Origin of the sequence: Shewanella olleyana, assembly GCF_023283825.1 — a bacterium.
GTDB lineage: Bacteria > Pseudomonadota > Gammaproteobacteria > Enterobacterales > Shewanellaceae > Shewanella > Shewanella olleyana.
The window spans coordinates 243,689-263,168 of the sequence record NZ_JAKILD010000003.1; the positions used below are offsets into that span (position 1 = coordinate 243,689).

Annotated in this window: 16 protein-coding genes; 4 read left to right on the top strand and 12 right to left on the bottom strand. The window is 41.3% G+C overall.

Annotation, left to right across the window (positions count from 1 at the left end; all coding sequences use genetic code 11):
• Positions 1-158 precede the first annotated feature (158 nt).
• The 7 genes from nqrF to cobA all read right to left on the bottom strand — a co-directional run bounded on the left by nqrF (position 159) and on the right by cobA (position 7,265).
• On the bottom strand, positions 159-1,376 hold the full coding sequence (gene nqrF / locus L2735_RS03725) for an NADH:ubiquinone reductase (Na(+)-transporting) subunit F (protein WP_248983416.1): 1,218 nt from the start codon (positions 1,374-1,376) through the stop codon (positions 159-161).
• A gap of 76 nt (positions 1,377-1,452) precedes the next feature.
• The gene (gene nqrE / locus L2735_RS03730; RefSeq protein ID WP_055025195.1) at positions 1,453-2,061 is read right to left on the bottom strand and encodes an NADH:ubiquinone reductase (Na(+)-transporting) subunit E; all 609 of its coding nucleotides are present in this window, start codon (positions 2,059-2,061) and stop codon (positions 1,453-1,455) included.
• Positions 2,062-2,066: 5 nt separating this feature from the next.
• On the bottom strand, positions 2,067-2,687 hold the full coding sequence (locus L2735_RS03735) for an NADH:ubiquinone reductase (Na(+)-transporting) subunit D (protein ID WP_220753431.1): 621 nt from the start codon (positions 2,685-2,687) through the stop codon (positions 2,067-2,069).
• The gene (locus L2735_RS03740; RefSeq protein WP_248983417.1) at positions 2,687-3,457 is read right to left on the bottom strand and encodes a Na(+)-translocating NADH-quinone reductase subunit C; all 771 of its coding nucleotides are present in this window, start codon (positions 3,455-3,457) and stop codon (positions 2,687-2,689) included. The genes L2735_RS03735 and L2735_RS03740 overlap by 1 nt, the downstream gene beginning before the upstream one ends.
• The gene (locus tag L2735_RS03745; protein WP_248983418.1) at positions 3,447-4,664 is read right to left on the bottom strand and encodes an NADH:ubiquinone reductase (Na(+)-transporting) subunit B; all 1,218 of its coding nucleotides are present in this window, start codon (positions 4,662-4,664) and stop codon (positions 3,447-3,449) included. The genes L2735_RS03740 and L2735_RS03745 overlap by 11 nt, the downstream gene beginning before the upstream one ends.
• Positions 4,664-6,025: a Na(+)-translocating NADH-quinone reductase subunit A gene (locus tag L2735_RS03750; RefSeq protein WP_248983419.1), complete on the bottom strand. Its 1,362-nt coding sequence runs from the start codon at positions 6,023-6,025 to the stop codon at positions 4,664-4,666. Before L2735_RS03750 ends, L2735_RS03745 begins: the two co-directional genes overlap by 1 nt.
• A gap of 427 nt (positions 6,026-6,452) precedes the next feature.
• Complete coding sequence (cobA, locus tag L2735_RS03755; RefSeq protein ID WP_248983420.1) at positions 6,453-7,265, bottom strand: uroporphyrinogen-III C-methyltransferase; 813 nt, start codon at positions 7,263-7,265, stop codon at positions 6,453-6,455.
• Between the two features lie 282 nt (positions 7,266-7,547).
• Here cobA and L2735_RS03760 point away from each other — a divergent pair, with 282 nt between their 5' ends.
• Complete coding sequence (locus tag L2735_RS03760) at positions 7,548-8,447, top strand: phospholipase A (protein WP_248983421.1); 900 nt, start codon at positions 7,548-7,550, stop codon at positions 8,445-8,447.
• 320 nt (positions 8,448-8,767) lie between these two features.
• Here the strand turns inward: L2735_RS03760 and L2735_RS03765 are convergent, their stop codons facing one another.
• From L2735_RS03765 to L2735_RS03780, 4 genes are all read right to left on the bottom strand, one after another.
• Positions 8,768-10,489, bottom strand: a complete 1,722-nt coding sequence (locus L2735_RS03765; protein ID WP_248983422.1) for a hypothetical protein — start codon at positions 10,487-10,489, stop codon at positions 8,768-8,770.
• 800 nt (positions 10,490-11,289) lie between these two features.
• Positions 11,290-12,030, bottom strand: coding sequence for a phosphoadenylyl-sulfate reductase (locus L2735_RS03770; protein WP_248983423.1), 741 nt, complete (start codon positions 12,028-12,030; stop codon positions 11,290-11,292).
• 36 nt (positions 12,031-12,066) lie between these two features.
• Positions 12,067-13,758, bottom strand: a complete 1,692-nt coding sequence (gene cysI / locus L2735_RS03775) for an assimilatory sulfite reductase (NADPH) hemoprotein subunit (protein WP_248983440.1) — start codon at positions 13,756-13,758, stop codon at positions 12,067-12,069.
• Positions 13,759-13,852: 94 nt separating this feature from the next.
• Positions 13,853-15,637 carry an assimilatory sulfite reductase (NADPH) flavoprotein subunit gene (locus L2735_RS03780; protein WP_248983424.1) on the bottom strand — a complete coding sequence of 595 codons (1,785 nt, stop codon included), beginning with the start codon at positions 15,635-15,637 and terminating at the stop codon, positions 13,853-13,855.
• A 372-nt stretch (positions 15,638-16,009) separates the two neighbouring features.
• On the opposite strand from L2735_RS03780, the gene L2735_RS03785 reads away from it, so the two are divergent.
• Genes L2735_RS03785 through L2735_RS03795 form a run of 3 tightly spaced genes read left to right on the top strand, consistent with a single transcriptional unit; the run spans position 16,010 to position 18,863 of the window.
• A complete protein-coding gene (locus L2735_RS03785) occupies positions 16,010-17,197 on the top strand; it encodes a Re/Si-specific NAD(P)(+) transhydrogenase subunit alpha (RefSeq protein WP_248983425.1) in 1,188 nt (395 codons plus the stop codon).
• Positions 17,198-17,202: 5 nt separating this feature from the next.
• Complete coding sequence (locus L2735_RS03790; protein WP_055025191.1) at positions 17,203-17,478, top strand: NAD(P) transhydrogenase subunit alpha part 2; 276 nt, start codon at positions 17,203-17,205, stop codon at positions 17,476-17,478.
• A 5-nt stretch (positions 17,479-17,483) separates the two neighbouring features.
• Positions 17,484-18,863, top strand: a complete 1,380-nt coding sequence (locus L2735_RS03795) for an NAD(P)(+) transhydrogenase (Re/Si-specific) subunit beta (RefSeq protein ID WP_248983426.1) — start codon at positions 17,484-17,486, stop codon at positions 18,861-18,863.
• A 133-nt stretch (positions 18,864-18,996) separates the two neighbouring features.
• Here the strand turns inward: L2735_RS03795 and L2735_RS03800 are convergent.
• Positions 18,997-19,480: transposase (locus L2735_RS03800; RefSeq protein WP_248983427.1), on the bottom strand; the 484-nt coding region annotated here is incomplete at its 5' end.

The following is a 19,480-nucleotide window of genomic DNA, read 5'->3' on the forward strand; positions in this document are numbered from 1 at the left end:
AAGAAATGAATCTTGATTGCTGTTGTATCGCTAGCCTAGCGAAGTTATTTAGGCTAGCAGATAACTCCCGAGAAACAAGCATAAAAAAACAGAAACCATGGTTTCTGCTTTTTAAATAACTATCGATGTTTTAGCTAAGTTCTATTGTATAGTTAGAATTAGTCACCAAAGTCATCAAGTAAGATATTTTCTTCTTCAACACCTAAACTTTCTAGCATGCTGATAACTGAAGAGTTCATGATTGGAGGGCCACACATGTAGAACTCACAATCTTCTGGCGCTTTATGATCTTTAAGATAATTTTCCAGTAGCACGGTATGAATAAAGCCCGTGTAGCCTTGCCAGTTATCTTCAGGTAAAGGATCTGATAACGCCACATGCCATTCAAAATTATCATTTTCAGCAGCTAACATATCAAAATCTTCTTGATAGAAAATCTCTCTTGCTGAGCGTGCCCCGTACCAGAACGTCATTTTACGTTGAGTCTTTTTACTCTTAAGCTGATCGAAAATATGTGAACGCATTGGCGCCATGCCAGCACCGCCACCAATAAACACCATTTCAGCTTCAGTTTCTTTCACGAAGAACTCACCAAATGGTCCAGAAATAGTGACCTTATCACCCGCTTTCAAATTAAAGATAAACGATGACATTTTCCCTGGTGGTAAATCATTAGTTGGCGGCGTTGCAATACGCACATTCAACATAATTCGCCCTTGCTCATCAGGGTAATTCGCCATTGAATAAGCACGTAAAACGTCTTCATCAACCTTTGAAACTAAATTGAACAATTCAAAACGTTCCCAGTCATCACGATATTGCGCTGGAATATCAAAGTCTGCATATTTCACTTCATGGGCTGGCGCTTCAATCTGAATATAACCGCCAGCTTTAAAGTGTACCTCTTCACCTTCCGGGACTTTAAGCAATAATTCTTTAATAAAGGTTGCTTGGTTATCATTAGAAATAACCTCACACTGCCATTTTTTGACGCCGAAGATTTCTTCGTCAACTTCAAGCTCCATATCAGTTCGCACAGCAACCTGACAGGCTAAACGGCAGCCCTCTTTCGCTTCTTTCTTAGTAATATGGTCAAGTTCAGTCGCTAGAATATCACCGCCACCAGACTTCACTGTGACGCGGCACTGTCCACAAGTACCACCGCCGCCACAAGCTGACGGAATAAAAATATTTTTGCCCGCCAAAGCGCCCAATAGCTTGTCGCCTGCTGGAGTACGGACACTTTTATCAGCTTCACCATTAATCCCAATGGTGACATCACCGGTGTTCACCAACTTACTTTTGGCGAATAAAATTACCATTACTAGCAAACTTACCACTATGGTAAACATGCCTATGCCAATTGCCATTTCCATTAAATGTACCTTCTCAACAATTTGTCATCACTCAGAGAATTCATATTCGATTGCATTGTCATTGTTATGCACCGCACTATAAGGTAATACCAGCAAATGACATGAAACCCAATGCCATTAAACCTGTGGTAATAAAGGTAATGCCGATCCCCTGCAACCCCAGAGGGATAGCATGGAACTTCATACGCTCACGTAGGCCTGCCAACAAAATAATAGCCATTGCCCAACCCACAGCACTACCACCTGCAAATACCATTGACTCAACCAAGTTGTAGTCACGATTCGCCATAAAGATAACCCCTGCAAAAATCGCGCAGTTAACGGTTAATAGTGGTAAGAAAATACCTAACGATTGATACAGTGTCGGAATATAACGCTCAAGGAACATTTCCAAAATTTGTACTAAAGCTGCAATAACACCGATGAAAGTGATCAGCTGCAAATAGCTTAAATTTAACTCTGGAAACCCAGCCCAAGCGAGTGCACCAGGTGCAAGTACATTGACATAAATGACTTGGTTCAATGGTACAGCCAGCATCATCACAACAATAACCGCAATACCTAAGCCAAATGACGTTGAAACCTTTTTAGACACCGCAAGGAATGTACACATGCCTAAAAAGAAAGACAGCGCCATATTGTCGATAAATGCGGCTTGAATAAATAAATTAATATAATGTTCCATCGCCATTATCCTCTTTTACGCTGCACAACATTGATCGCCCAAATCATCACGCCGATCAAAAAGAATGCACTTGGCGGTAGGGTGAACATTTCGTTTGCAAGATACCAACCACCGTTTTCAATTGTGGTAAATATCTCGTGTCCAAATAATGTTCCACGTCCAAGAAGCTCACGAACAAAGGCTACGCCCAGTAAGATCACGCCGTAACCCATCGCATTACCTAAGGCATCGACTAACGCTAAATGAGGCGGATACTTCATCGCAAAGGCTTCTGCTCTACCCATAATGATACAGTTTGTGATAATTAAGCTCACAAACACCGACAATTGCTTTGATAACTCATAAGCAACATCTTGCAGCACCATATCAACGATAATCACTAGCGAAGCAATCACGGTCATTTGGGCGATAATACGCACACTATTTGGGATGAAGTTACGAATGGTCGAAATGATTAAATTCGACATAACCAATACAAAGGTCACCGCAAGAGTCATCACTAATGCCGTTTGCATTGAGTTACTGACGGCAAGCGCTGAACACACACCAAGCACTTGCATTGCTACCGGGTTATTAGCAAAAATAGGCGAGGTTAAGATCTGCTTTGTAGATACTGAACTACTCATTATTTAGCCTCCGCAACTGCAAATTGCTTAAGAAAGGTTTGATAACCTTCAACACCAAACCAGAACTCAACAGCGCGCTGAATACCAACACCTGTGCGGGTTGCGCCACTCACACCATCAACTCCGTGAATATCGCCTTCTTTAGCGCCACCTTTAACGACTTTAATCGAGATTTTGCCATTCTCATCAAACAACTGCTTACCTTTCCATAAATCAGTCCATTCAGGGTCAGTCACAAAATCTGCAATACCGGGAGTTTCACCGTGCTCATAGAAAATGATGTTCTCAACGGTATTTAAATCGGGTTTAACCGCTAAATAACCATAAATCATCGACCACAAGCCTTTTCCGTAGATCGGCATGACCACACTAGACAGCTCACCAGACTCATCGCGTACTTCAAAAATACGGATATTGTCAGCGCGTGTTTTAATCTTGGCTGTATCTTTTTCAGGTTTAGATGACGTTTCAGGGTTAATCGCCGCCATACGCTCGTCGAAATCCAGCAAGTTTTCTTGAGTGACATATTCACCAGACTCAAGATTCACCAGTTTTGGCGTCACACGCTCAGCAAACAACTCACGAAAATCGCCTGCACTAATATCCACATTAGCAGCACGAAGAACGAACTGTTGTACCTCATCACGTTTTTTAACCAGTTTACGTTCCTTAAGAATTTCAACGGTACCCGTGATCATAAACGAACAAACTAAACTCAGGCTGATAATAAAAATCATCGTGCCTGCGACAGTATCTTTCTTAAAGGCCATGACGTTTAAGTCTCCGTTTAATGTTGGCGCGAGCCACCAGATAATCGAATAGCGGTGCCCATAAATTAGCGAATAAAATCGCCAACATAATGCCCTCAGGTAACTTCACGTTAAGTACCCGAATTAATACCGTCATAAAGCCAATCAAAGCGCCATAAGCATATTTAGCATTACGAGTATAAGAGGCGGTTACAGGGTCTGTTGCCATAAACATCATACCCAAAGCAAAACCACCAGTAACAAGGTGCCAAGTCCACGGCATTGCAGCGATAGAGTTTTTAGCAGGGCCAAATAAGTTAAACAAAATTGCTGTTGCTATCATGCCTAACAGCACACCAGCCACCACACGCCAATCAGCAACACGGGTTAATAACAGTACGCCGCCGCCAATCAAAATAGCCAAAGTACTGGTTTCGCCAATCGAGCCAGGCGTGAAGCCCAAAAATGCATCCATCCACTTAGGATCAGATAACGCCCCAAGCCAGCTCACATCTGCATATAAATTAGCGCGACTTGCAGCCGCTTCCGTTAAGGTCGTTGCCCCAGCAAAACCATCAACGGCCACAAACTGACTAATTGCCGCGACTTCTGTTGGATAAGCAAAGTAGATAAAGGCGTAGCCTGCAAGAGCTGGGTTTAAGAAGTTGTAACCCATACCGCCGAACATCTCTTTAGCCACAATCACACCAAAACTCACACCGACGGCGATTATCCAAAGTGGGGTCGATACCGGTACGATAATGGAAAACAGTAATGCGGTTATAAAGAAGCCTTCGTGCAGCTCTTGTTGACGCATTTTGGCAAAGATAACTTCCCAAAATAAGCACACAACTAAAGTGGCGAGGTAAATCGGTACATAATAACTTGCGCCATAAGCAAACAAGCTAATCAAACCTGATTGCTCGGTAAGCTGACCAAATAACGCAGAAAATATAGCTAACTGCCAACTTTCAGGCTGGATTGCACCGGCCGCTATAGCAATTTGAGCTTGTAAACCTAAGTTATACATTCCGAAAAACAATACCGGCAGTAAACACATACCCACAATATGCATAGTACGCTTTACATCGATGGCATCTCGAACATGCACCTTACCTTTAGTACTGCGACCACGAGCGATCCATAAAGAGCGCAAGTAGCTTTTCATCGAGTGACCATGAGCGTAATAACGCTCTTGCTTACCCGGTTTTTTCTGTTGCTGACTCATTAACCTTCCCTCTCGATGATATCTAGGCAAGCACGTAATTCTTTGCCAAAGTCATACTTTCCTGGGCAAACAAAGGTACATAGAGCTAAATCTTCTTCATCTAGCTCTAATGCACCAAGTAACTGCGCTTCATCGGTATCTCTTACCACTAAATCTCTAACCAACAGTGTTGGCAAGATGTCTAATGGCATCACACGTGCTAATTGACCAAAAGCCATCATTGCGCGTGGAGAACCACCAGCATGGGTAGTGAAATCAAATAACTTTTTAGTTTTGCTAAAGCCAGACATCATAATGCCGGTAAGCGAGAATTTTTCTTTGTTGCGTTTCACCCAAGGTAAGAGTTCGTGACGGGCGTTTTCAGACAGCACACATACTTGTGAGTGATAACGACCAAGGTAGTTATAAACCCCAATCGCAGTATGGCCAGAAAGAACAGAACCAGACACAACACGTGAATGAACATCTTGAATTTCGCCTTCAACCAGCTCACTTAAATCGCTGCCAAGTTGAGTACGTAGTAACCGAGGTTTTAATACGTTCGGTCCAGCCAGTGCAACGACTCTCTCGTTGAACAGCTCACCGGTTTGGAATAACTTTCCAAAAGCAATCACATCTTGATAGCCAATGTGCCAAACCACTTTCTCAATGTTCACTGGATGTAATAAATGGATGTGGGTACCAACAAGTCCAGCAGGATGTACGCCACCAAACTGATATGACTCAACTGAGTCTAGGTCATACCCTGGCAACGTTTCACCTTCGTCATGACATAACATCACTTTGCCATCAGTTAAGCGAGTTAATGCTTGCATGCCTACATTAAACGCCTCTTGATGCTCAGCAATAATAATCCGGGGTTCCGCTGCTAATGGATTGGTATCCATGGCGGTGACAAAAATTGCTGTCGGAGTTGATTCAATCGCAGGTATGCGAGAAAAAGGGCGAGTGCGTAAAGCCGTCCAAAGTCCACTATTAACTAAGTTGGTTTTCACCGTATCTCTAGACAATGACAATACATCGTTAGACGACTCGAAACTAATAGACTCTTCACCTTCACAGCGGATAACCACTGACAGTAAAACGCGTTTCTCGCCGCGATTTATTGCGATGACTTCGCCACTTGCAGGTGCGGTGAATACGACTCCCGGTGTTTTTTTATCTTCAAAAAGGGCTTGGCCTTTTTTCACCATGTCGCCTTCTTCAACGAGCATTGTCGGCTTTAACCCGACATATTCTTCGCCAAGGATAGCAACTCGAGAGGTTTGTTTTGCAGATTCAATGATTTGTTGCGGCAGTCCCGCAATAGGCACATCGAGGCCTCGCTTAATTGTTATAACCTGATTTGAGGATCCAGCCATTACTTGTAACCTTTAAAATTCAGATACCACATAATAAATAATTTTGTGAGCTAAATCCGCTATTAAAGTCACATCTTAAGAATTAAATGTGAAATAAATGTACAGCAAAAATAAGATCACACTTGAAAACTTGATCTATATCCGATACTAAATTTCAATTCAGAAAGTTTTATACGCCAATAAAAGAGGAAAAATTCAACAAAAGGCGCTTGCCCAGCATAAGATACTACCAAGTAACATAGACCGAGATCACAGTAAACTCAATAATAACTGAATGACAATGACATGAAAAAAAAATGAGGATGTAACTTAATCGCTTTAGTTTACCAGTTGCTGTTAATAAAACAGTCAATAAGAAACAAATAAGTAAAAAAAGACTGAATATGAACTTCAGCCTATTAGGTTTTAATGAAAAGGGTCTATATAGCTACAAGCTAATATTCATTAATTTTTGAGTATCTGTATCTGCTGCTGGATTAAACCAATTCAATGAATCGGCTAATTGAACAACTTCACCTATGATCATTAAGGCTGGCATTTGCAAAGCAGGATCTGCTGCTAACTGTGGCAGCTCACTTAACTTACCAATAAATTTTTGCTGCGATGATGTGGTGGCTTTAGAAACAATTGCCACTGGGGTATCAGGTGAACGGCCATGGCTCATTAGCCCATCGCTAATAATATTGGCATTTAAAATACCCATATAAACAACTAAGGTATTGTTCGAATTCGCATAGCCTTGCCAGTCCATTGGACGGCTTTCTAATTGGCAATGTCCTGTAATAAAAGAAACCCCTTGTGCGTAATCACGATGGGTTAATGGGATCCCCGTATAAGCTGCAGTACCACTTGCAGCGGTTATCCCTGGGATAACTTCAAAATTCACATCACTTTCTACTAAGGTTTGTAGCTCTTCGCCGCCGCGGCCAAATATGAAAGGGTCACCACCTTTTAATCGAACCACATTTTTACGAGTAAACGCCTTAGTGACAAGTAATTGATTGATTTCATCCTGAGCAGCACTGTGTTTACCAGCACGTTTGCCTACAGCAATTTTCTCTGCATGTTGTGGGATTAAATCAAGGATATCTTGGCTAACCAATGCATCATATAACACGGCATCAGCCTGTTTTAATACTCTGTAGGCTTTAACCGTCAGCAATTCAACATCGCCAGGACCTGCGCCAACTAACCAGACTTTTCCTTTGGCCTCTTGGCCTGGTATTGATACTAACGCCATTACCTATAACCCCACTGCATTCAATTGAGGTTTAATATATCCGTTTGCATATTCCAAATACAATAGATAATACTTAACACTTATTCCATTTAGCTATATCAATTGCGTTTACTCTGCTAAAAGAGATCCGACATTAGACTTAAACCACTGAAATTAAATAAGTATTAATGAGAGGTAATATAAAGTCTCTACATTGTCTTGATGACTAAATAAGGTGTTTTGTTTCACCTTTGTTATCACAATGATACTCTGTCTAAAAATATCAAGAATAAAGGGATTTCGATGAAAAAAGCGCTAGGTCAATCATTCGCCTTTTGTTTACTTATTTCTGTTAGCTTAAACATAATTGCAGATGACTCTTTGGTCGATGAAAGAATTCAAAGTGAAATTGAAACATCAGATAAAAGCTTTGTTATCACGCCACATAAAGTTAATTACATCTTACCTTATACCTACAATAAATCTCCCAATGCAGAACCATATGATAAATTTGCTAGATTGACATCAGGTGAAGAAGAAGTACTGGACAATGCAGAAGCAAAGTTCCAGATCAGCTTTAAATTTCCACTTTGGTACAACATATTTGGTGATAATGGTCATCTATTTTTTGCCTATACTAATCAGTCGTACTGGCAGGTGTATAACAAAGATATTTCTTCACCATTTAGAGAAACCAACCATGAACCCGAAATATTTATGCTCTTTAATAATGATTGGGAAATAGCTGGTCTTAGAAATTCATTCTGGGGAGTTGGAGCTGTACATCAGTCTAACGGGAAATCTGGTGATTTATCTCGAAGCTGGAATAGAATATATGGTGAAATGGTGTTTGATAGGGGACCATTCGCGTTAGCTTTCAAAGCTTGGTATCGCATACCTGAGGATGAAAAGGAAACACCTGAATCTCCTCAGGGTGACGATAACCCTGATATCGAAGATTATATGGGTAACTTTGAAATTAAAGCGGTCTATGGCCTTGGTGAGCATCGTTTTACTTTAACCGGTCGTAATAACCTGGACAGTCCAAATAAAGGCGCTTTGGAAGCAACATGGAGTTATCCTATCCTTGGTAACTTAAGGCTCTATGCCCAATACTTTAATGGTTACGGCGAAAGCTTGATTGATTACAATCATCACAATCAGCGCATTGGTATCGGGGTTTCAATCAACGATATTTTGTAGATTGATGCTCTATTAATCGCAAGAGCTGTCAAATTACAGGTTTTAAGCAAAAAAAAGGTGAACCCGAGAGTTCACCTTTTTTGATCTTCGATATAATTTTTGATCTTCGAAATGAATAGCCTATTTAACCTGAACTCGGGATAAAAAGTTAGTTAAACTGTTGAATTGTTATATATTTTCTTTCAGTCTTATTCTAGAGAGATATTTTTGCTTAGAACAAGGTAAGTTTGTGCGTCTATAGCTGGCCTATTGCAAACAAATTTAACGCCGTTATCAGTAAAAATAACCTCTAGAAAGCAAGTTGTTATCCCGATCTCAGGTTATTTAGCTGTGCTGTTTACTTTCGTCGAAATTGAAATACCTTCAGCTTTAACATCAAGACTAAATTGCATACGCATATCGTAATCCTTTAGCATCGCTAGCTCATCAGGTATCGGCTCACCACTTTCTTCAATAAGCGTAAATACTGGCTTAAGTAGCTTTTGGTAATCTAAGGCTACACTATTTAATCCATTCGCCTCCAACTTCTCAGTCGCTAGTTTGTCAGCTAATGCCTCGCCTTTATCACCACTAAAGATAACCAAGTGATTATCTTTCATCGCCATTTGAGCAGTTACACCCATTTCAGGCGGCAGCATTAAGTAAGGCGTAACATCTACTGCATCACCGTTTTTCTCTAACTGAATATTTGCTAATTGCGGTACAAATGGGCGCACCATGTTCAGTAACATTTCAGGATCATCTGCAGATAAACTAATAAGAGCATCTAAGTGCTTGAAACCTGGAGTGCCATTTTCATCAGTTAATGAGAAATCTACGACTGTGGTACTAATACCTTTAACGCCATTCGCCATCCCTGTCATCATGCCGAGCATTGCAGGGTTTTGCTCACTTATCCCATATTGCATTTGCGCTAATGATTCACATTGATAACTCGGGGTTTGTAGGTCTTTCCAAACCTCAGATAAAGCCGGTGCCAGTTGCATCACATCCATACCAAAAGCTAACGAAGCAACGTTATCATTGATGTTTTGGCTAAAACTTGGAATAAAGCCTCGCATTTTAGTCAATGCGCCTAGGATCACTTGGTTATTCGATTCAATCACGATTTCAGCATCAAAATTAGTTTCTTTTCTGTCAACTGAAAACGATTTAAGCCCCATCACAGAACGTGGCCAATTAGCCGCGATAGCATTGAATTCAGCCTTACATTCTGGCGTTTTGAATTCAGCGAAAGGATCTTCATTAGAACCTTCCATTTGAACAAGCTTTGTCAGTTGTTTAGCCAACATATTTCCATCGCTAGATGTTATGCCATTAACCAATTCAACATGATTGATGAAGCTAATACTGTCTTTAAGGAACCCATGAGTCGAAGCGATGTCATCGAGCATGCCTGATTCACTAATTGGGTTTTCAACTTTAGTCAATCCTAGGGCTGTTTCAAGCAGCTCAGGTTGATTAAATGAAGTGTTTAACGTAATCGTTAACCAACCATCTTTTTGAGCGAACACCATATCGATAGATTCATCTTCTGCGATAAGTGGATATGCGCGGTAATCTTGACCTTTTACAGATTCAGCCTTATGAACTAAGCCACTTTCAGCAGATGCTTTATCGAGTAACGCCCAAATGGCACTTTCATCTTCCACTTGAATTTTAAAAACAGGAAGCGCACCTAAGGTGTAGGTGTAAGACTCAATATTTGCAGGTAAGCCAAAGGTCTTTAAAAAGACCTCAGGGTTTTCAAAGCTCATTAAGTAACTTTTATATAAGCTAACAAAAAAGCGCTCTTGTTCACTACCGTAAGGACCTGATTGTTCAATTTGCTCTAACGACACTTTACTGTTGACGCTCATTGGCATCGAATACAAGTAATCTTCTAAAGGAAATGGGGTCAATTGCCCAGAAAACAGCAATGTATCTGCTGGAATGTACTGAAGTATCTCGTTATCAGAAGTTGTACCACCATCTTTACCTGACAGTACATATGCACCAGCGCCAACGGCGATAACCGCCGCAGCAATTGCGAGTTTTTTCATTATTTATAGCTCCATAAATCACATGTAATTTAAAACAAGTCACTCTTCCTTGAGAGTTATTGGCTTAAGTGTTGATATTCAAATGAAGTCGACAAATTAGTAGACTTCAATTTTTAATAAGTTTCGCGATAACTTAGCATTAATTGATTTCAGGATCATATAAAAACAGAGCTTGTTTGAGGTTTTTACAAAGATATTCCGCTGGAGTTAAGATTTACGACAAGGAGATATGGAAGGGTTGGTTTCTCGGTTAGTCCCTTTAAGTGACTAACCGAGAAACCTAAATCGATTGAACTTACGCTAGCAAGCCAATCTTAAGGAAGCTCGATTGAACGAGCTAGGCTTTTGGAGGTACAGGGTCTGCAAATACAAACCTAATGTGTCGACAAAAACCATCTACGGGAACTTCTCAATTTAGACTATAAAATTAACTTGTGCATACTTTTGTGGATAAATTGTTCACTAAAAATGTAACAAGATAAAAAATCAGTCCTTAGTCTTAAATGAAGCACCAATATAGCGCATACTTTTTATTAAGTACTCAAAAGTGAATAAAACTTAATTAACGTTAATCATGCCTAACTCACGCTTAAATTATGCCTGAGTCATTTGTTAGTTACTGAATATAATAACCAGTGAGCATGACAAGCTTATGACAAGATTTTGATGGCTTTAATCGTTGAACAACACGATTTACGTTATGCATTCACCATCAAAGCAATCTGCTTATTATTCATTACTATGGTATAAAAAACCAAATTCAAGCAACTGATTATTAATAAGTTACTCACAAGAATTATCTATATTTCGTAATGTAAGCCACACTCTCGCTTTAAACCGTTAAAGCGAGTTTCTTCTTCGCTCATCCCAAGCTCTAACGGTTTGCTTGAATGCGTATCTCCTACAGACACATAACCTTGCTCCCATAAAGGATGGTAAGGCAGTTGATGCTCAGTGAGATATTCATGCACATCTTTATTCGTCCAATCAATGATAGGTAGTAACTTAAATCTATCACCATGAATAGCTAATATTGGCAAAGCTTCTCGAGTGCTGGCTTGACTGCGGCGTAAGCCAGCAAACCAAGTGCCCACATTTAACTCGCTTAATGCCCGTTGCATAGGTTCAACTTTATTGATGCGATTATACTCATCTAGCCCATCAAGGCCCTGCTCCCACAACTTACCTAATCTTGCTTCTTGCCAGGCTGAAGATTGTTCAGCTTTATAAACCTGAAGGTTTAGTTTAAGACGCTCAGTTAACTGATCGATAAAACGGTAAGTTTCAGGAAATAAGTGCCCTGTATCTGTCAATATTACAGGTAGTTCAGCCTGTACTTGGCTAGTTAAATGCAACATAACTGCAGATTGAATACCAAAACTTGACGACAAAGCATGTGCACCAGGCAAATAAGCTAACCCCCAAGCAATACGCTCTTGTGCTGTAAGATCTGACAAAAATTGATTAATTTGCTCAAGTACAATTTTTTGCTCAGACTCTGGTGCAGACAAAACTGCCAATAACTCATTTTGATTAATCATTGTCGTAACCTCAGCAAATAAGAAGCAATTCGCCCCTTATCCATGAAAATCCTTAGCAGCATCATTCACAGCTTTAACTATACCGTGACGGACTGTAAAGTTACCAAAAGTTTCACCCGCATCACGCTCTTGCACATACAAACCAAACAAGTTATCTAATTCAGCTAGAATTTCAGCTTCTTGAATGTTCTCTTTGTACATCTTGTTTAAACGTGTGCCTTCAAAGCTTGCACCTAAATACAAGTTATAACGACCAGGTGCTTTACCGACTAAACCAATTTCAGCTGCAAACGGTCTTGCACAACCATTTGGACATCCTGTCATGCGCACTACAATTGCTTGCTCACTAATACCATGCTTAGTTTGTAATGCATCTATGTGGTCGATAAATTCTGGGAAGTAACGCTCTGCTTCAGCCATTGCTAATGGACACGTTGGCAAAGCAACACAAGCAATTGAATGGCCACGAGTTTGACTGATTAACTTACCAAAGAACCCATGCTGACGAGCAAGATCTTCAATTGCCGCTTTATCTTGTTCCGCCACACCTGCAATAATCATATTTTGATTAGAAGTCATTCTGAAATCGCCTTTGTGAATTTTGGCTATTTCACGAAGACCAGTTTGCAATGTTTGGCCAGGTTCATCTTTAATACGACCACTTTCGATAAATAGTGTCAGATGCCAGTTATTATCAACTCCTTTAACCCAACCGTAGCGGTCGCCGCGATCACCAATAACGGCATCACGTTTCGGCTCAAAGTTAACGCCTGCGCGTTTCTCAACTTCTGCTTTAAATTCAGCAACACCGTGGTCAACAATGGTGTACTTTAAACGTGAACGCTTACGGTTAACTCGGTTACCCCAATCACGCTGTACTGTCATCACAGCTTCGGCAAATTTAATCACATCTGCTGTTTTGATAAAGCCAAAGTCATCGGCTAAACGAGGGAAGGTTTCAACTTCACCATGAGTTGACCCCATGCCGCCGCCAGCAACCAAGTTAAAGCCAACAAGCTCACCTTCTTCAGCTACTGCAACAAAACCCAAATCATTGGTATAAACGTCAACGTCATTATCCGGTGGTACTGCTACCGCCATCTTAAATTTACGAGGCAAGTATGTTTTGCCATAAACAGGTTCATTCGTTTCAGTATCTAATAGCTTTTCTTCATCTAACCAAATTTCCGCATACGCACGAGTATGAGGCAATAAATGATCCGACAATTCTTTTGCCACAGCATAGGCTTGCTGATGCAACTTAGACTCAACAGGGTTTGGGTTACACATCACGTTACGGTTAACGTCACCACAGGCGGCGATAGAATCAAGCGCAGCTCTATCTAAACCTTGAATCAAGGTTTTCAAATTACGCTTTGGAATACCGTGGTATTGAAACGTTTGGCGGGTGGTTAAACGAATACTGTTAGATGTGGTTAATGTTGAAGAAATTTTATCAACATCTAGCCACTGCTCAGGAGAACAAATACCACCAGGTACACGAGCACGAAGCATAAAACTATAAAGAGGCTCTAACTTTTGCTCTTTACGTTCGTTACGTAAATCACGATCGTCTTGCTGGTAAAAACCATGGAATTTGATCAACTGCTGATCGCCATCACTAAACGAGCCTGTCACTTGGGTATCTAACCCTTCTTTAATCGTGCCGCGCAGGTAATCACTGTCGGTTTTTAAATACTCGTTTACTGCTAACTTTTGCTCACTCATCATGTGGCCTCTTTAATGCTTGCCGCGTTGGTCGCTCAATTGGCCAACGCGGCTTTATTCTTATTGTCTATATCAAGACTACGCTTGATTGTGCTTAGTAAACGTCTTTTTGATAACGCTTAGCACTGCGTAAATCTTCTAAGTAACTTTCAGCGCCAGCTTCATCTAGGCCGCCAAATTCCACCGCCACATTAATTAATGCTTGGTGCACATCTTTCGCCATACGCTCAGCATCACCACAAATGTAGAAATGCGCGCCACTTTGTAGCCAATTCCAAATAGATTCACCTTGCTCAGCAATGCGATGTTGAACATACACTTTATGTTCTTGGTCACGTGAGAAAGCTACGTCTAAACGAGATAAGTCGCCAGACTTAAGGTATTGCTGCCATTCAACTTGATATAAGAAATCTTGTTCAAAATGTGGGTTACCAAAAAATAACCAGCTATCACTGGTAATACCGTCAGCTGCACGTTGCTGCATGAATGCTCTAAAGGGCGCGACACCGGTTCCTGGGCCCACCATGATGACAGGCGTGTCACTGTTTTCAGGTAAACGGAAGTGCTTATTAGGCTCAACATACACTTTGACTAATTGGCCTTCTTCAGCAGAGGCTAAGAAGTGTGAAGCACCACCAAATCGTGCTTGTCCTGCACGCTCATCTTCAACTAATGCAACAGTTAAGTGCACTTCGTTTTCAACTTCAGCTTGGCTTGAGGCAATTGAATATAAACGCGGTGTCAGTGGTCTTAGTAACTCAACTAATTTTGCTGCATCAATTTCAACAGGATATAAAGTTATTAAGTCAGCTAATTGATGACCTAAAACAAACTGACGAGTTTGCTCTTTATCTGCAGCGATAGCAGTAAGCTCTTTATTACCAGCAAGTTCTGCCCATGCAGTCACAAGACCAGGATAAAGCTGAGTCAGCTCTTTCTTCTCTGTTAACGCTTGCTCAAGTGTCAGAGTTTGCTTACTGACAGTCACTTCAGCTTTAGCATCAAGGGATAAACCACTGAGTACTTCATTGACTAATGCTTGGTTATTGGTAAACCAAATACCTAATGCATCACCCACTTCATAACTAATGCCTGATTCACCTAAATCTATTTCTACATGACGAACATCGCGATCGGAATCTCTGCCAGTGAGTTTTTGGCTGAGTAGTATTTCTGCCTCATAAGGCTTTTGTTTGGTAAATTCACTTTCAGATACTGACTTAGCACTATCAATTGAAACGACACTTGCACCTGATGCTTGAACCAAAGGCTCTACAACTTCCAGCACCTGCTCCTGCCATTGCTCAGCCGCTTCTTCATAGTCAACATCACATTCAACAATCGGTAATAGCTCTTTAGCACCTAATGCCGTCAAGCGTTCACTAAAGTCTTTACCTGTTTGGCAGAAAAACTCGTAACTGGTATCACCCAGTGCCAACACAGAAAAGTTAAGTTGATCAAGTTTAGGCGCACGTTTTGAGGCTAAGAACTTATGAAGCTCAATGGCATCATCAGGTGCTTCACCTTCGCCATGGGTACTAACAACCGCAATTAAGATAGTTTCTTGCTTCAGCTGTCGAACATTGTAGTCGGCCATTGAAGCTAAATTGACATCAAAGCCTTTTGAAGTCGCTTGCGCAGCAAGTTCTTTTGCAATGGCTTTACCATTACCCGTTTGGCTACCAAATAAAATCGTTACTGTTTGCGCAGCTGCTGTTTCTGGTGACGCCGCAACTTGGCCTTGGTTTGACGATGCTGCCAAATAGCCGCTAACCCAAGCTAATTGTGTTGCAGATAACTCAGATGTGAGCTGTTTTAGCTTATCGACTTGTCCTTGAGACAATGGCGACGCGAATGAAGAAAGTTCTTTTAACAACATTAGATGGCCTTATAACAGTTTAATATCATCAGATTACTCCTAATGCTTAAAACCAAAAAATAATAAAAATTACTTTTTTATTCCATTAAGGAATATGCAAAGGCGATTTTTTAGGCTACAAAAGTGTGGTGTAGCGCAAACTTTTAGGTAAGACCACGATAAAAATGCGGTTTTATGCATTCTTTACTTGTTTCATATCTAAGAATTGCCAGAATGATGCACTTTAGAAATAAATAAAGTAAAAAATTTTTGAGATTGAATTTTTGATGTTCTCTTTTAGCTTGAAAGGGCTATTGTGGTATTGAATGTCGAAATAATTTATGTGCTCAAACGACCCGACCCTTCCCTACATATAACTAAGAGGTTGTCCTTTTGAAATTAGGTCTACCGAAAGAGAGTCACCCAGGTGAGCAACGTGTTGCTCTTATTCCTGCCAATGTGACCATTTTAATGAAAAAACAGCTACAAGTGATCGTAGAATCAGGCGCTGGACTACAAGCAGGCTTTACCGATGACGATTACGTCAAGGTTGGAGCCACGATAGCTTCTTCAAGAGAAGCTCTACTCACTGAAGCCGATATCATTACAGTAGTAAACTGTAAGGGTGACCAATTTGATGAAATTAGTGCTGCGTTAAAGCCGCATCAATTGGTCATAGGGATGATGGATCCGTTAGTTAATCCTCAAAATGCCCAAACCATCGCTAATACAGGTGGTAGTGCAATCGCGCTTGAATTGATCCCGCGTATTACTCGAGCTCAAAGCATGGATGTGTTGTCTTCAATGGCGACTATTTCAGGCTATAAGGCCGTGTTACTTGCAGCCCATAAAGCGCCGCGCTTATTTCCAATGATGATGACAGCAGCAGGTACATTAAAACCGACTCGCGCATTCATCATGGGTGTGGGCGTAGCAGGTCTTCAAGCTTGTGCGACCGCTAAACGCTTAGGCGCGGTTGTTGAAGCTTATGACATCCGCCCAGCCGCTCGCGAGCAAATCATTTCAGTTGGTGCTAAACCTGTCGAGCTTGATATTGAAGCAGAAAACACCGAAACCAAAGGTGGTTATGCAACTGAGCAAAGTGATGACTTTTTAAAGCGTCAGCAACAAGCTATGGCAAACGTTCTAGCCCAACAAGATATCGTGATTACTACGGCGGCTATCCCTGGTCGTAAAGCACCAGTACTTATCACCAAAGAAATGGTTGATGGCATGAAAAGTGGCACAATCATTGTTGATTTAGCCGCTGAAAGTGGCGGTAACTGTGAGTTAACTCAGGTTGATGAAGTCATTATGCATAATGGTGTGATGATTTTAGGCCCGTCAAATGTACCAAGTACAGCCGCTAATCATGCCAGCCAAATGTACGGTAAAAATGTTGAAAACCTACTTAACCTTCTAGTGAATAAAGAAGGTGAGCTGGTACTTGATTTCGAAGATGAAATTGTACGCGATACCGTTGTTGCTCATGGCAATGATGTCAGCAGCGCAAGACTGCGCGACCTGTTGGGCTTAGCCCCAATAGTGGCCCCTGAAGCAGCGTCTGAGGAGACAACATAATGGATATGACCCTGTTATTATTACTGACTCTTTTTGTCGTAGCAGTATTTTTAGGTGTTGAACTTATCACTAAAGTTCCACCGACTCTTCACACGCCATTAATGTCTGGCTCAAATGCGATTTCAGGTATTTCGCTGGTTGGCGCATTATTATCTGCAGGTTCTGGCGCAGGTATCATGGTTAATGTACTTGGCTTTATTGCTGTTGTACTGGCCACCATTAACGTGGTTGGCGGTTACATGGTAACTAATCGCATGTTAGCCATGTTCAAAAGGAAATAGACTCAATGACAACATTTATTTTTTTAGCTTACCTTGTTGCCGCAGTCTTATTTATTTTAGGTATTAAAGGGCTAACAAAACCACGTACCGCGGTACGTGGTAACCAGCTATCAGCAATGGGTATGTTCATTGCGGTGGTAGTGACCCTGTTTGATCAAAGTATTCTTAGCTATGAATGGATCATCGCAGGTGTACTAGTGGGTGGCACAATCGGTGCGCTTATGGCGACCAAAATCAAAGTTACCGACATGCCGCAGATGGTTGCATTACTGAATGGTTTCGGTGGTGGCGCCTCACTGGCTATTGCAGCAGCAAGTTTTCTTGACCCTGCAGCAGCGACTAATACTGTGGCGCTAATCTCAATTGGTGCGACCATTATTATTGGTTCAGTTACCTTGTCAGGTTCGTTTGTGGCGTTTGCCAAGCTGCAAGAGCTTATCTCTGGTAACCCAATTAAAGTACCAGGTAATAAGCCATTAAATGCCATCCTTTTGCTAAGTGCTATTGGCTTAGCCATTGCGATTGTTATGGACCCAACCAATACTAACTTGATGTATGCGTTAGTAGCCGTAGCTGTCGTTTTAGGTGTGCTACTTGTTGTACCCATTGGCGGCGCAGATATGCCAGTTGTTATTGCACTACTTAACTCGTACTCGGGTATTGCTGCTGCAACAACTGGTTTTATCACTGGCAACACGGTACTGATTGTTTCAGGTTCTTTAGTCGGCGCTTCAGGTATTATTCTGACCCAGATCATGTGTAAAGCAATGAACCGTTCATTGTTTAATGTGTTATTTGGTGTGATGGCAGAAGGCGGTGAAAAGGTTGATGCTGATGAAATTTACGCAGGTAAAGTGAAATCAACGTCTCCTGATGAAATTGCGATGATGCTTGAAACAGCTGAACGTGTAGTGATTGTGCCAGGTTATGGTTTAGCAATGGCCCAGGCTCAGCACGCTGTTCGAGAACTCGCTAACGTGCTGCAAAGCCGTGGTACTGATGTTAAGTATGCGATTCATCCAGTAGCAGGACGTATGCCTGGTCACATGAACGTATTACTTGCAGAAGCAGAAGTGCCTTATGATCAGCTCATCGAAATGGATGAAATTAATCCACAGTTCGAGCAAACCGACGTAGCCATTGTCATTGGCGCGAATGATGTGACCAACCCAATGGCACGTGAAGATAAAGGCAGCCCAATTTACGGCATGCCTATTCTTAACGTTGATAAAGCCCGTACTGTAGTCGTGATTAAACGTTCATTAAGCCCTGGTTTTGCAGGCTTACCTAACCCACTATTCGCTATGGATAACGCTCTAATGTTATTCGGTGATGGTAAGAAAGGTATCGTTGAGCTAACTCAGAGTTTAAAAGAAGCAGAGTAGTTATCTCTTCAAACTAAATGAGATAATTTTTAGATAAGAAAAAGGCCGCTAAGCGGCCTCAGATTAATGACAAACCCCCACTTTTTTTAAAGTGGGGGTTTTATTTTATTGGTTTATACGCATTTCACGACGTTTATTTAAAAACACATCTTGAGCAATATTGTTGGTTATCGATGCCCAACTCTCTTCTTATGAGCTTCATATTCGCTAATATCACCTTAAAAAAATGCAAAAAAGCGGCGAGTAACGCCATTTTCTTCATATTTTGCGCAGTGGCTGCTAACAGTCCCTGTATTTGCACTTTCATTAAGCCTCGAAACCTTGCATAACGATGCCCATGGTGTTGCTTCGCATCAGCGAAGCTTCGCTCAACCGTGGCACATCGTCTTCGATAAATCCGTTTTCCACTGGGGGTTAATCGCAACGTGTTGGCTCTGTCGACACTGTCCTGCATGACGTGTCTTGCGATGACTTTCTTATGCCCTTTGCTTGTGGTGCACTCATTAAGTCTTGGGCAGTTAACGCAGATTTTGGCATCGCTGTGATATTCTCTATATCCCAAGCGATTGGTGGTTTTATAAAGTAATTGCTGCCCTTCTGGGCACGTGTAATGGTTA